Origin of the sequence: Paenibacillus sophorae (assembly GCF_018966525.1) — a bacterium.
Lineage (GTDB): Bacteria > Bacillota > Bacilli > Paenibacillales > Paenibacillaceae > Paenibacillus_AQ > Paenibacillus_AQ sophorae.
Map to the genome: position 1 here is coordinate 1,378,600 of NZ_CP076607.1, position 14,242 is coordinate 1,392,841.

Genomic DNA, 14,242 nt, shown 5'->3' on the forward strand with positions numbered 1-14,242 from the left:
CCAACAGAAGGCTGTAGCAGCCAATAGAATGCTGGAGGTAGAGAATATGATTCGGAAAAAGCGCGGAATCAGCCGCCGTACGGCTGTCCGGCTTGTGCTTGCCGCCGCGGTCCTCATGGCCGCTCTGATTTACCGTGAAGCAGGGCTTTCCCCTTTCGGAAAATCATCCGGGACGCTTCAGGCCGCTGACAGCGGCGGAGCCGCCGAAGGAAGGGACGGCGCATCGCCTCATTTGGCAATCTCCGGTGCTCTGAACGGACAAGCACATCCTGGCTTGCCGGTGCGCGGTAGCAGCCAACCGGTGCCGTTCGTCGGCCTGCCGCCGGCTTCTCCGGCCGACCGGGCATCGGGATCACGAATCTCTGGGGCGGCCGTAAGCATGACTGAAGCCGCTCCGGCGGCCTCCAGAAAAAGTGCCGTGCAAAAGATTGTCTATCTCACTTTCGACGACGGTCCCAGCGCCGTTACCCCCAAAGTGCTTGAGATTCTGCGGCGGGAGCAGGTCAAGGCGACGTTCTTTGTGATTGGAGACCAGGCGGAAACCCGTCCTGAGCTGATTAACGCGATTTGGGAACAGGGGAATGCCATCGGCAATCATACCTATGATCATAATTATAAAGATTTATACAGCGGATTTACACATTTCTGGAGTCAAATCAAAAAAACGGAAGAAATCATCCGCCAGATTACCGGAGCACGGCCCCAGCTTGTCCGCGCTCCCGGCGGAACAGCCGGACATTTTGATGATACCTACTTCCATCTGATGAAGCAAGCGGGCTATCTGGCTACGGACTGGACGGTGGACAGCGGCGATTCGGTGCGGAGGGGAGTGCCGGCCTCGGAAATACTGAAGAACTCGGTTCAGAATACCAAGTCTTCCAGAGTCGTCCTGCTGCTTCATGACGGAGCGGGACATCAGGAAAGCGCAAAGGCGCTGCCGGAAATTATTAAAAAGTATAAAGCTGCGGGTTATGTCTTCAAGACGCTGGACGGCAGCAGTGAGCCGGTTCAGTTCAAGGCTCATCCGGGTAAGGGTGCCGCGAAGCGAACAAAGCCTGATGAAGCATGGATCGCCGCCAATATAACCCCGAATGCCGCGTTGTTTGCGCCCGGAAAACCGCTTGCGGTGGTAGCGGGAATGCTCCAAGCTTCGCTGCAGCCGGGCGAATACCGGATTGAGAACGGCCAGTATATCGTCCCGCTGCGGGCCGTAGTCGAGCGGCTTGGCGGACAGGTGAACTGGGATATCGGCACTCACAGCGGCCTGGCGGTGCTGAATGGGCGGACAATAACAGCGGACACGGATGGCGGCGGACTCGCCTTTACCGCAGGGGGCGGGGACCGGGGGGCAATTGCCTCGGAGGTCACTCTTAGAGGCGGCGCCATCTGGCTGCCACTGAGGGATTTGCTTGAGTCCGCAGGACATCGCCTGCTCGGAGCAACATCGGTTCCGGAAGAACGGAGGGTAAAAGCATCCTAAAGCCACACACACGGATACCAGGATTATCGTAAGGTCTGTCTTTTCCTTTTCATGGGAATAATATTGAAAAATCCCCAAGAAAAAGGAAGGATGTCCATTGATCAAACCAATCCGCAGGCCCGACAGCCCTGCTGTTTCTCCGAATCCGAATCTGCCCAGTCAATGGGCGCGGGCGCTGGCCGCAATGGGCATCATCGCAGGGCTGTATGGCTGGCTTGGCGGCTCTGCTCTGCTGTTTCTCCTGATATTTATCGGGCTGGTCATGCTTGGCGGGCTCTTGCTGCAGGTGCTCGGCCCTAGTAAATTTGAGCTCGTCCGGACGCTCTCTCCGATTCAGCCGACGGCGGGGAATAGCGTGCTGGTAAAGGTTGATCTCAGTTTCCGCTGCCGTCTGCCGATTCCCTGGATGATGATTGAGGAGCATTGGACCTGCGGGGATCATCGTCTGCTGCTGTTCCCCGGATTCCGGCGTACATTTCAATACACCTACAGTCTGGAACGGCTGCCGCGGGGCCGCCAGCAGCTGCGTTCCTGCCGCGTCAGCTGGGGAGATTTGCCGGGTTGGTTTACCGGAACAAGCGCTCCCGAGGGGAACCGGGAGTTCAAAGTGCTGCCGGCTCCGCTGTATTGCGGGGAGATCTACGCCGATTCCGGCGCCGGACCAGGGGTAGCCTCAGCCATGAGTCGGAGGCGGAAGGGAGCGGAGGAAGAGTCGGATATCCGAAATTATCAGCCGGGAGATCCCATGAACCGGGTAGATTGGAAAAATACGGCCCGCCGCGGCTCCTTGCAAAGCCGCGTTCCCGAGAGGGAAAAAGGGCGCATGTTCTGCGTCGTCCTGGACAACTGCCCCGCATCCTATGAGACGCCGTGGGAATCGCTCCCTCCCCGGGGGAGCTCTTTGCCGGGAACTCCGGCCTTCGAGCTGGCCGTCTCAGCGGCCTTGGGTCTGCTGCTTGCTGCGGAACGCGCAGGCTCCTACGCCCAATTGTTCACCGGCGGCTGGCCGGAAGGAATGGCGAGATACGAAGGAATGGGCATCATCCCGGCCAGAGTGCTGGATACGCTTGCCGATGTGGCGCCGGATGGAACGCGCACGCTGGCAAGGCTGTTGGAAGACGCCTCCCGGCAGTGTATTCCAGGCATGGGCATTGCGGTGATCACCGGCCGCCCGGACCGGGAAGCCGCATTGACAATCTCCCGGCTGCTCGCCCAGGGGATCAAGGTGGATCTGTATTATGTATGGGACAGGGCGGCTTCTGTTCGAAGCGCTAAGCAAGCCGCTTTGTACGAAGAGGCGGGCGGCCGATTCTCCGCAGTCCCTGAACGCATGCGGAAGTTGAATGGGCAGCACACGGCTGTCTCTGCACTTTCCGCGCCCGCTGCGACGATCTGCGGCAGTCTGGGCCGTCTGGGGGCGGGACTGTACTGCCTTGAGCATGCGCTGCCCCACGAGGGCAGGGAGGGGACAGCGGATGAATTATCCCGCAAGCCGTCGGCGCGTTAAGCCGTCTGCTTTCTCCTCCGCAGCCTCATCTGGGATAACGTCCGGAACGGATGAAGCAAAGCGGAGCCACCTGGGCGGCGCAAGGCAGCGCAGCGCCCCCGACTCGGCGTTCACGCCCGGATTCTGGCAGCGGCAATCCGGCGGGACTGGGGCCGGGAACCGCTCTGTTCCGCTCCGCCCCGCTGAAGAATACGGAGCAGGCTGCCATCCAAACGAAGTGTCTTTGAGCTACCGGGCTCTGTTCTCCCTGTCCCTGTTCGGATTGTTCGCGGACTGGCTGCATCCGCTGTACCGGATGGATTTGGGGGCGGAGACGGAGAGGCTGCTGGGAGTTCTGGCGTTAATGGCCGCGGCGCTGCTTATCGCCGGGGTGTTTCGGGCATCTCCCTGGCGTACGCTTCCGGTCCAACTGGCCATTTTTGCGCTGTCATGGTTCTATCTATGCTCGTCGTCCGCGGGAGCGGCTTGGCCTGCAGGTCTTCTCCAGACTATGGGGCATGACGCCCTCCTTCTCCTTTCCGGCAAAATCGCTGAAATGAGCGCCGCGAGCCGCCTTCTCCTGCTGCTGGCAGGCTGGAGCATGCTCGTCTCATCGGTGCAGCATCTTGCGCTGTTCAGGGGGAGCACAATGCTGTTCACGTCAGTGACGCTGGTCTATCTGTTGATTCTGGATAAGGGCCTCGGAAGCGATACGACGGCCGACATGATACTAGCGGGAGCGCTTATTGCGTGGATGCAAGGAATGAGCGGCCTGCCGCGCCTGCTGGAAAGGGCCGGCGTCGCGGGCCCCATCCCGTTCCTCCGATGGGCCGGCGCTGCTTGCCTGCTGGCGGGGAGTCTAACGGTGGCGGCCTGGATCGGAGCAGAGCTGCCCGCCGGACAGCCGGACCGGGTTCAGCCGCTGAAGTCGGCTGCCCAGCAGCTGCGGGACTGGGCATTCGACGGACTGCGCAGCCAGGCAGCCGAGATAGTGGGAACCACGGGGACCGCAGGGATCACGGGATACGGCTCTGGCGGCGAGCTTGGCGGGCCGCTCACCCGGAGCAATGACCCGGTCTTCACGGTAGAAAGCTCCCGTTCTACTTACTTGCGCGGAGAAAGCCTGGACCGGTATGACGGGCGCCGCTGGACGCAAGCGGCTGCTCAACCCTCGCCGCTAAGTCTGACCGTCCTTTCTTCCGGGGATGCCAAGACGGCGGACGGGCGTGTTCTTCGTCAGCGGTTTCGTTTTGCGTCTCCGTCCGTGGGCGGCATTCCCGTGTTTGGCGCCGGTAAGGTGTTATCCGTCTCGGATGTCAGACAGCTGGACGGAAGCCGGCTCGGCTATATTCTGGCAGGCGGGGAGAAGGGCAGCTTCGCTCTGCCCGACCTGGTAGGCTCCTCCAAAGTGACCGAATATACAGTGGACTCGCTGCTGCCCGAGAGCGATCCCGCCGTGCTGCGGAAGCTGGCGGGCAGCGACCCTCCGCAGATTACTGCAACGGGCCTGGAACTGCCGCCCTCCCTGCCCCAGCGGGTCCGTACGCTGGCCGCGAGCCTTACGGACTCCGCAGGCAGCCGGTACGACGCAGCCTTGGCTGTCCGAGATTATTTGCAAGAAACGTACCCTTATACGCTGGATACGCGAGTACCGCCGGAAGGGGCCGACTTTGTCGACGATTTTCTGTTCACGGAAAAGAAGGGGTACTGCGTCCATTTCGCCTCCGCGATGGCCGTCCTGCTGCGCAGCTCCGGTATTCCGGCCCGGTATGTCCAGGGCTATGCCCCGGGCAGGCAGGAAGCGGGCCCCGGGCCGCAGCGGTATATTGTGACCCAGGGCGACGCCCATGCCTGGGTCGAGGTGTATTTTGCCGGCGCGGGCTGGGTCCCCTTCGACCCGACGCCGGCCTCGGCAGCGGGCTCCGCGCTGCCGGACAGCCCCCCGGCGGCTGTGCCCGCGCCGCCGGAGGGCCCCGCGCCTGCCGCTGCCGGCGCGGGAATGCCGTCCGCCCCGGTTCCCGGGGGCGGACAGGCTCTGGCGCCGCCCGCAGCCGCGGCGGCGCTGCTTGCCGCCGCCGCGTGGCGCTGGCGGCGGAGCCTGGCGCTGCTGCGCCTCGGGCGCAGCGCCATGCGCAGGGAGCGGCTGCTGCAGGCCGCGTCCCTGGTCTGGCGGGTGCTGGCCGCGCGCTACGGCCCGCCCCCGCCGGGGATGACGGGCAGGGAGTATGCCGCGTCCCTGCCCATTAACGATGCCGGACTGCGCGCAGCGGTCCGGCGGTTCGTCCGCCGCTGGGAGGCGCTGGCGTACGGCGGCGCGGGCGGTCCTGATCTGCGCAGGGCCGGTCCCGATCCGCTTGGGCGGCGTCAGCCCGGCGTCTCCGGGCCGGCCCACACTCCGGCTGGCGGCCGCTTGCCGGACTCCGGCCCTGCGCGCAGCTTCCCGCAGGACATTCGCCGCTCATCCGGCGGCTTCGCCATTCCGGCGGCCTTACCGGAACCTGCCCCGCCGTCAGAGGCTTACGGATTCCCGGAGACGCCGGATCGCTCGAGCACAAGGGCATTCCTGCGCGATTGCCTGCGAATCGCTTTCTATTTGAGCTAATGAGGCGGCTGTCCGGACGGCCGCCTCTCGCTTGAACTATCGGCATTATGCAAACTTCGATTCAAGCCGCTAAGGCGACTTTTGCATCGGAAATTGCCTTTGCCGGCAGTTCCCGCCGCCAATCTTCGCAGTAGATCCCAGGGCAGTTGCTTGCAAAGCCTGAAATTGTACATCTTTTGTCGCCTTGAAGTCGCCACTGCACAATATGCCCGATAAAATACAGTTTTTTACCCGTTCAACCTCATATGCAGCCGGTACAGCCTTAAAATTCCTGCACAATTGTAGGATTTCCCTGCTGACATACGCATTCGCTGGAAAAACCTGCACTTTAGTAGTTTTTACAAGACGCAGAACTAAAAATCACAACTAACCTGACCTGGGTCCCCTTGGTGTCACCGGCGCCACGGAGGCCATAGCCTATGCCTGCAATAATAAAGTTCAACGTTTGGCTGTCCCAAATGGCGCCTTCGGGTCCATCTCGAATTTATATCCCCCGGGGGGAAGCGCTCGCGAAATAATTGACTTCAATATATTAACTCCCTTATACGGGTCAGCCGAAGCTATATTTTCGATTGCGAAAGCACATTATGCATCTGTGAAAACTTTCCGTAAAAGCATCCGTAAGCGATTACTTCGCAGCCTGTCCGCCTTTCCTTGACGGTGCGAATTACGTTCTCGTATAATGAATCCAACAATCAAGGGAGGCAAGTAATGAACAAGCCAAATGAAATTATCGTTGTTCTCGATTTCGGTGGACAATATAACCAATTAATCGCGCGCAGAATTCGGGATTTAGGGGTATACAGCGAGCTTCTGCCGTACAATACGCCGATCGACCGGATCAAGGAGCTTTCGCCTAAGGGCATCGTTTTCTCCGGCGGTCCGATGAGCGTTTACGCCGAGGATGCTCCGCATGTCGATCCGGCGATTTATGATCTTGGACTGCCGATTTTCGGCATCTGTTACGGCATGCAGCTGATGGCTCATCAGCTCAGCGGCAAGGTCGAACGCGCCTCGAAGCGGGAATACGGCAAGGCGGATCTGAATTTTGAAGCCGGCGCCACGCTGGTCAAAGGCCTGGAGGGCAGCCAGACCGTATGGATGAGCCACGGCGACCATGTATCTCTGCTTCCGGAAGGCTTCAAACTCGATGCTGGTACCGAAAGCGCGCCGATTGCGGCGATGAGCCACGAAGAGCGGAAGCTGTATGCGGTGCAGTTCCATCCCGAAGTGCGCCACTCCATACACGGCAACGAGATGATCTCCAATTTCTTGTATGAAGTCTGCGGCTGTGAAGGCAATTGGACGATGGAATCCTTTATCGAGGACGCTATAAATGATATCCGCGGCAGGGTCGGTGACAAGAAGGTGCTGTGCGCCCTGAGCGGCGGCGTCGATTCTTCCGTTGTCGCCATGCTGATTCACCGCGCCATTGGCGACCAACTGACCTGTATGTTCATCGACCACGGTCTGCTGCGCAAAGGTGAAGCCGAGAGTGTCATGGAGACGTTCGTCGGCAAATTCGATATTCACGTCGTCAAAATCGACGCCCGTGACCGTTTCCTCGGCAAACTGGCCGGTGTAGACGATCCCGAGCAGAAGCGCAAGATTATCGGCAACGAATTTATCTACTGCTTCGATGAGGAATCGGCCAAGCTCGGCGATTTCGATTTCCTTGCACAGGGAACGCTGTACACGGATATCGTGGAGAGTGGAACCGCAACGGCGCAGACGATCAAATCGCATCATAACGTCGGCGGACTGCCGGAGGATATGAAGTTCAGCCTGATCGAGCCGTTGAACACGCTGTTCAAGGACGAGGTGCGGAAGGTTGGCGAGGAGCTTGGCCTGCCGCATGCCATCGTATGGCGCCAGCCGTTCCCGGGACCGGGCCTTGCCATCCGCGTGCTGGGCGAAGTGACAGAGGACAAGCTGACGATCGTCCGCGATTCGGATTACATCCTCCGAGAGGAAATCGCCAAGGCGGGTCTTGAAAGTGAAATCTGGCAGTACTTCACCGCGCTGCCGAACATGAAGAGTGTGGGAGTCATGGGTGACGCCCGGACGTACTCCTACACAGTAGGTATTCGCGCCGTTACGTCCATCGACGGTATGACTGCTGACTGGGCGCGTATCCCTTGGGATGTGCTGGAGAAAATCTCCGTCCGTATCGTTAACGAAGTAGACAACGTTAACCGGATCGTGTATGACATTACTTCCAAACCGCCTGCAACGATTGAGTGGGAGTAACCTGGTAACATAAATTGAAGCGTGAACATTGATTTAACAACCCCACCAAAACCCCCACCAAGAAATTTTCTTGATGGGGGTTTTCTCATTTAGAAATCTTAAGATGAGAACGAGAGCGTATTAGTAAAAAATCAAATTCTGTTTGTTTTTCTGGAAATTTGTCGGTGAGACGCCAAACTCATTTTTAAATGCTCTCGAAAAGGAGTCCACATTTGAATATCCTACTTCCTCAGCAATTTCATAAACGGTTTTTTCACTGGTATTCAGTAGAATACTTGCTTGTTGCAGGCGATGAGTTTTTAAATATTGAACAGGGGAAACACCTATTTCTTCTTTAATAACCTGACTGAGATAAGCTGGAGTAAGGTTTATTGACTCAGCGATTTCCTGAATCGAAAGGTCGAGGCGCGAATAATTATTGTGAACAAAAAGTAAAAATAATTCACTATATTTTTTCTGCTTTATATTCGTTGAATTGAGCAGATAATAGTTCTTTTCGATTTTGAAATGAGCAAAAATCGTATAAAACAATGCCTGTACACTCATTTTTTCCTTCATATCAAATAAATCCATTTTCATCATTCTTTCGAATAGTTTCTGTAACTCATTATCGGGTGAAACTGTTCCAACTGAATCATGGTCATTGATGCCATTGCATAACAACAATTCCGGTACTCGACTTCCGTTAAACCCAAGCCAGTAATATTCCCATGGATTTGTTTCATCTGCTTGATAGAAATTCACCTCGTTGGGACGAATAACAAAAAAATTTCCTTTTTTTAAATGCTTCTTTCCTCCATTTCCTTCAAAGATTCCCTCTCCTGATACTATGTAATGCACAACATAATTTTCCCTTATGGTTGGACCATAGTGCAGTGGCGCACAAATTTCATGACCTACATTAAAAAAATAGAAATCAGAAAAATAATCTTCCTTAATAAATACATCCCAATATTTCCGTATGTTCATCGTTAAGCCTCCTTTACTCAAATCTTCCAAATAAAATTATACTTTAGTTTTACTCGAAATTCGGAATCATCTAAAAAAATGTAGGATTTAACACAATTTATTCCATTCTAAATTGAAAGCGTTACCTTTACTATTTAATTGTAAAGAAATCGGATAAATGAAAAGGAGATTCTTAGTATGGAAAATTCAAAAGGAAACATCGTTTCACGGTTGTCTTACAGCTTTGGTGCTTTTGGGAATGACTTGCTGTTTGGATTACTCAGTACATATTTCATTATGTTTGTGACAACCCACTTGTTTAACAGTGGAAATAAGGCGCAGGATGCGAAAATGATTGGATTTATTACACTTATTATTTTCTGCTTACGGTTTGTAGAATTAGCCATTGATCCATTTATTGGGAATGCCATTGACAACACCCATACGCGTTGGGGGAAATTCAAACCTTGGGTTGTAGTGGGTGGTGTCTTAGGACCAGCGGCTTTAGTCATATTATTCACAGATTTTGGCGGACTGACGAAAAGCAACCCAATGCTCTATCTTATCTTGTTTGCCATTCTATATATTATGATGGATATTCTATACAGTTTCAAAGATATTGCATTTTGGTCTATGATTCCTGCATTGTCATTTGATTCACGTGAACGGGAAAAAACAGCCACATTTGCTCGAATCGGGTCAAATATTGGTGGAGGAACAATTGGTATTGTGGTCATGCCTTTAGTGCTACTGTTCTCACTCAATGCCAATCATGGAACAGGTGATTCTCGTGGATGGTTCTGGTTTGCGCTGATTATTGGTTGTGCAGCAGCTCTATCAGCAGTCGTAGTTGGATTAGGGACAAAAGAAGTAGATTCTGATTTGCGAAAGAACAAGGAAGCAACAACTTTTAAAGGAGTTTTTCACGTTCTTATGCACAACGATCAGCTTATGTGGTTATCGTTAGCGTATGGTCTTTATGCCATTGGTATGTCTTTAACAAACTCATTTGAACTTTACTACTTCACATTTATTTTAGGAGATGCATCGAAATTTTCAATTTTGGCAGTATTAAATACAATCGTTGGCTTAGCTGCCATTTCGATTTTTCCCACATTGGCGAAGAAATGGAACCGCCGAAATGTATTTCTAGTAGCCATTGCCTTAATGTTGATAGCCTTAGTGGTATTCAGTCTTGCGAACAGCTCTCTTATTCTAGTGCTTGTCGCAGCGGAGTTATTTTTCATTCCACAACCACTAATCTTTTTAGTGGCTTTGATGACTATTACTGACTCAGTAGAATATGGTCAATTAAAATCAGGACATCGCGATGAATCGCTGACTTTATCTGTTCGCCCATTGTTGGATAAGCTTGCAGGAGCGATTTCAAACTTAGTTGTTGGTGTCACGGCTGTAGCAGCCAGTATGACAGCAGGAGCCACAGCTGCAACTATCACGAACCACGGCCGTTTTATCTTTAAATTCGCTATGCTTGGTGTCCCGGCAGTATTCATTTTAGTTGGTGCACTTGTCTTTTTCCAAAAAGTGAAACTCGATGAAAAAATGCATGCTTCAATCGTTGACGAGCTTGAGAGAACATGGGCAAAGGACTTTGATCGTGATGATGAAAGTGAGTCAACTGGAAGTCAACCGAATTCCAAAGCTGAACTATCTTATTATGCCCCAGTCGCTGGTGAAGTGATTCCCCTTGAACAAGTTTCAGATGCAGTATTTTCGACTGGATCAATGGGGAGAGGGTTCGCAATTAAACCAAGTGATGGGAGAGTTTACGCGCCATTTGATGGCGTAATTGAGGCAACATTCTCAACGCGTCATACTGTCGGTCTTGTCTCCGAAAATAAAATTGCAACATTGATTCATATTGGGATTGGAACAGTTAAGATGAATGGAACTGGTTTTATCAATTATTTCGAACCAGGGCAACGTGTTTCACAAGGGGAGCTTCTAATTGAATTCTGGTCTCCAGCCATTAAGAAAGCTGGATTAGATGATACTGTTATTGCGGTAATCACGAATTCTGATAATTTATCTGAATTTGAAATCGAAAATAAGCGTGAAGTTACAAAAAATGATATTGTTTTGACCTTAGAAAAAAAAATTAGTGGGATATGATTATGAAACTTATCGAATTTTAATGAAGCAACCCAAACCTTCCACCTCCACAACGAAGAAATCAGCTATATCTTTGATGTGTATGAAGGACACTTATTGCAACTTTATTATGGGAAAGAAGTCAAGAATTACAACAATCTGCGGAAGTTTCCAAAGGCAACTCGTTCGTCGTTCTCACCAAACTTGCCTGGTGCCACAACGATTGATTTTTCCTTAAATGACGTTCTTCGTGAGTACCCTGGTGTGAATGAAGCAGATTATCGTAACCCTGCAATCGCTATTCGTCATCAAGATGGTTCAACTGTAACGAATTTCAAGTTTGATTCTTATGTCATTAATGAAGGGAAACCAGAACTTTCTGAGTTGCCTTCCACTTATGAAACCGATGAGTATCAATCTGAAACTTTGAGTATTGTTTTAAAGGATGATTTTTCAAAACTTAGTTTGACATTGAACTACACGATTTTTGAAAGTTTGCCGGTGATTACGCGTAGCGTCAAAGTTGAAAATACTGGTGAATCTGCCGTTCAGATTGAGAAAATCGCCAGTTTAAGTCTTGACTTTCCTGCCCAAGATTTTGAATTTACGAAAATCATCAAGAACTCATTCTTTATGGCGATTTTTATCGCTTGAAGTCACCTTTTGAAGGAAACGCCACAGCTTGGAGTTTTGTATCTAAAGACAAGAAAGAAACTTTGATATTCTATTTTGAGGTTCTTGCAAAAGCTTCAAAATCAATCTCAGTAATTAAATTTGCTGGACTTGATGAAACTGCGGTTTATTTAGATTCTGATGGGAACCAGTTTGGAGGAGATGAACTGATGAATATTGGTCGTTTCATTCCAGCAGTCTCGGTATATACCGTGCAAACAGATTTCACTAGTCATGTTTGGCATTTAAAACAAAAATAGATTTGATTATTAAAAGCAATAAAGAATTCTTGCCAAGTTATATATTTTCGAACACCTTTTCTCAAAGAGACAACTATCATACCTGATTTATTCTTAATTTTTTATTTTAAATTTTCGTTACAGTTTTTTTATATTTGTCGTCCGTATTTTCCGTAGAGTTCATATATTCTGTGTATTCCGGCTATTTTACAAAACCGTATCAAAAAACTGGCGGTAAAATAGTAATTTACTCTATTGCATCAACTTATTCCTACACCGTGGGCATCCGCGCCGTAACGTCCATCGACGGCATGACCGCGGGCTGGGCCCTTATTCCGTGGGATGTACTGGAGAAAATTTCCGTGCGGATCGTTAACGAGGTCGAGAACGTCAACCGCGTCGTCTATGACATCACTTCCAAGCCGCCGGCGACGATTGAGTAGGAATAGAAAAGCTGAGCCTGTCTGCCCTTGGGATCCAAGGGCTGGCAGGCTTTTTTGCATATATTTTTTGCAAATATAAGAATGTATAAGCTTCGCGCTTATCCTTGGCCTTTTTTCTTGATTCGCCTCCTTTTCTTACCAATATGTTTAAAAAGTCCGTCAATAAACTGGGCAGAAAGAGCGCGAATCCTGCCAATTGCGCTGAAGAAGGCAGTAAACAATGACCAAAACATGACAAAGATTGTTCGTTTTCGTCATTGACAACCCATGTCATGTCCACCTAAAATGAGAAAGCATTAGCAGCATGAGTATTCGTATAATCTCGGGAATTGGCCCGGGAGTTTCTACGAGGTCACCGTAATGACCTGGCTACGATCTAAGAAAGCTGTCCCACTTGAAGATACGGCCCCTTGCCGAACGCTTCGGGGAGAGCTCTTTTTCAGGCCGGCGTCCGTGAGGGCTCCGGCTTTTTAATGCTGCCTGATACCAATACAACAGGGGGAGAACATTATGGAACGCTTTTTCAAACTTAAAGAGAACGGCACCACAGTACGTACTGAAATTATGGCCGGTCTAACCACTTTTATGGCAATGGCGTATATTCTGTCGGTGAATCCCGGTACGTTAACTGCCTTCGGCCGTATCGATATGGGCTGGTATTCCGTGTTTTTGGCAACCGCACTGGCGGCGGGTATTTTCACCATTGCGATGGGACTATTCATTAATTTCCCGGTCGCCCTTGCGCCAGGTATGGGGCTTAACGCATATTTCGCATCGGTTGTCCTGTCGTCGGCCACGACGGATCATCCGTTTACCTGGCAGATGGGGCTGACAGCGGTCTTCATCTCCGGTCTGATCTTTATTTTGCTGACCATCACCCGGATTCGCCAAATTTTGCTCAGTGCCATTCCGGACAGTCTGAAGCATGCGATAACGGTCGGCATTGGGCTCTTTATCGCCATTATCGGCCTGAAGAACAGCGGCCTTATGACGATCGGCGTTGAAGCGGGCAATGCGATTCCGGCCAATACCTTTACCGACGTGCTGTACTTTGAAACGGTCTTCCATCTAGGAAGCCTTGAGAACACGAATGTTCAGCTTGCAATCATCGGTCTGCTGCTCATCGGCATTCTGATGGTGCTGCGGGTAAAAGGCGCGATTCTGTTCGGTATTCTTGGCACCACGGTAATCGGTATGCTGATGGGCGCGGTCGATTTCTCCACCCTGTCCAATCCGGCCACCCCATGGGTTCCGGATTTCACGCAGCTAAACTTGCTGGAGTTTGACTGGAAAGGTATTATGCATACCGGCATTATTTCTGCGGTCGCGACATTCACCTTCGTCGAGCTGTTCGACACCTTCGGCACTCTGGTCGGAACGGCGGAGCGCGCGGGAATTATGGACAATCCCGAAGAAGGCAAAAGACGCGTCGGCAAAGCGATGCTCGTTGATGCAGCTGCGGTTGCAGGCGGCGCGATGCTGGGCACTTCCACCACAACGGCTTATGTGGAAAGCGCGGCGGGCGTGGCTGAAGGCGGACGTACGGGACTTACCGCCGTTACCACGGGTGTCTGCTTCCTGCTTGCCCTGTTCCTGGCGCCGGTTGCCGCTCTGATTCCCGGCTCCGCCACAGCGGCGGCCCTGATCATTGTCGGCGTGCTGATGGCGCAGTCCGTCCGTCAGATTGATTTTAACGATATGGTTATCGCTATTCCTTCGTTCCTGACCCTTGCGATCATGCCATTCACCTACAATATAGCGAACGGTATCTCTTTCGGCATCGTCACCTACGTTATTTTGGCGTTTGTGGCTAACCTTGCGGGTAAAAAGAAATACGACATCCACTGGATGATGTGGGTCCTGGCCGTTCTGGTGGTGCTTCGTTACCTGCTGATCGGCAGCCAGGGCTGAGCCTTGACCGCTCTTTTACGGCTCCTTCTCAATCGGAAGGAGTCTTTTTTTTCAAGCGAACAAGAAACTCGGCGGTGTTATCTGAAAAAAGCACCGGAC

At 52.0% G+C, this 14,242-nt stretch carries 9 protein-coding genes, 1 pseudogene and 1 riboswitch; of the genes and pseudogenes, 9 read left to right on the top strand and 1 reads right to left on the bottom strand.

The annotated features are described in order from the left end of the window. The first annotated feature begins 46 nt into the window (after positions 1-46). From KP014_RS06545 to guaA, 4 genes are all read left to right on the top strand, one after another. Positions 47-1,480 (top strand): polysaccharide deacetylase family protein, encoded by a 1,434-nt coding sequence (locus tag KP014_RS06545; RefSeq protein WP_246590653.1) that lies wholly within the window; start codon positions 47-49, stop codon positions 1,478-1,480. Between the two features lie 97 nt (positions 1,481-1,577). Continuing rightward, positions 1,578-2,987 (top strand): DUF58 domain-containing protein, encoded by a 1,410-nt coding sequence (locus KP014_RS06550; RefSeq protein WP_090834432.1) that lies wholly within the window; start codon positions 1,578-1,580, stop codon positions 2,985-2,987. Continuing rightward, the gene (locus KP014_RS06555) at positions 2,956-5,568 is read left to right on the top strand and encodes a transglutaminase-like domain-containing protein (protein WP_175491894.1); all 2,613 of its coding nucleotides are present in this window, start codon (positions 2,956-2,958) and stop codon (positions 5,566-5,568) included. Before KP014_RS06550 ends, KP014_RS06555 begins: the two co-directional genes overlap by 32 nt. 711 nt (positions 5,569-6,279) lie before the next feature. Then, on the top strand, positions 6,280-7,818 hold the full coding sequence (gene guaA, locus KP014_RS06560) for a glutamine-hydrolyzing GMP synthase (RefSeq protein WP_036600216.1): 1,539 nt from the start codon (positions 6,280-6,282) through the stop codon (positions 7,816-7,818). Positions 7,819-7,938: 120 nt separating this feature from the next. Here guaA and KP014_RS06565 read toward each other — a convergent pair whose 3' ends face one another. After that, entirely contained in the window at positions 7,939-8,787 is an 849-nt protein-coding gene (locus KP014_RS06565; protein ID WP_036600215.1) for an AraC family transcriptional regulator, read from the bottom strand. Positions 8,788-8,964: 177 nt separating this feature from the next. Between KP014_RS06565 and KP014_RS06570 the strand changes: the two genes are divergently transcribed. The 5 genes and pseudogenes from KP014_RS06570 to KP014_RS06590 all read left to right on the top strand — a co-directional run bounded on the left by KP014_RS06570 (position 8,965) and on the right by KP014_RS06590 (position 14,143). After that, positions 8,965-10,899 (top strand): sugar MFS transporter, encoded by a 1,935-nt coding sequence (locus KP014_RS06570; RefSeq protein WP_090834430.1) that lies wholly within the window; start codon positions 8,965-8,967, stop codon positions 10,897-10,899. Positions 10,900-10,995: 96 nt separating this feature from the next. After that, positions 10,996-11,532, top strand: coding sequence for a glycoside hydrolase family 36 N-terminal domain-containing protein (locus KP014_RS06575; protein WP_036600214.1), 537 nt, complete (start codon positions 10,996-10,998; stop codon positions 11,530-11,532). Continuing rightward, the gene (locus KP014_RS06580; protein WP_036600213.1) at positions 11,529-11,810 is read left to right on the top strand and encodes a GH36 C-terminal domain-containing protein; all 282 of its coding nucleotides are present in this window, start codon (positions 11,529-11,531) and stop codon (positions 11,808-11,810) included. Before KP014_RS06575 ends, KP014_RS06580 begins: the two co-directional genes overlap by 4 nt. Positions 11,811-12,052: 242 nt before the next feature. Further along, positions 12,053-12,232 (top strand): annotated as a pseudogene (locus tag KP014_RS06585) (GMP synthase (glutamine-hydrolyzing)); the annotation flags it as partial. 292 nt (positions 12,233-12,524) lie between these two features. Beyond that, positions 12,525-12,624: riboswitch (purine riboswitch) on the top strand. A 118-nt stretch (positions 12,625-12,742) separates the two neighbouring features. Then, positions 12,743-14,143, top strand: coding sequence for an NCS2 family permease (locus KP014_RS06590; protein ID WP_036600210.1), 1,401 nt, complete (start codon positions 12,743-12,745; stop codon positions 14,141-14,143). The last annotated feature ends 99 nt before the right edge of the window (positions 14,144-14,242 follow it).

Bases quoted from the DNA above. Each gene is read 5' to 3' on its own strand.
- guaA (WP_036600216.1), top strand. From the start codon at position 6,280: ATGAACAAGCCAAATGAAATTATCGTTGTTCTCGATTTCGGTGGACAA.
- KP014_RS06545 (WP_246590653.1), top strand. From the start codon at position 47: ATGATTCGGAAAAAGCGCGGAATCAGCCGCCGTACGGCTGTCCGGCTT.
- KP014_RS06570 (WP_090834430.1), top strand. From the start codon at position 8,965: ATGGAAAATTCAAAAGGAAACATCGTTTCACGGTTGTCTTACAGCTTT.
- KP014_RS06590 (WP_036600210.1), top strand. From the start codon at position 12,743: ATGGAACGCTTTTTCAAACTTAAAGAGAACGGCACCACAGTACGTACT.
- KP014_RS06555 (WP_175491894.1), top strand. From the start codon at position 2,956: ATGAATTATCCCGCAAGCCGTCGGCGCGTTAAGCCGTCTGCTTTCTCC.
- KP014_RS06565 (WP_036600215.1), bottom strand. From the start codon at position 8,787: ATGAACATACGGAAATATTGGGATGTATTTATTAAGGAAGATTATTTT.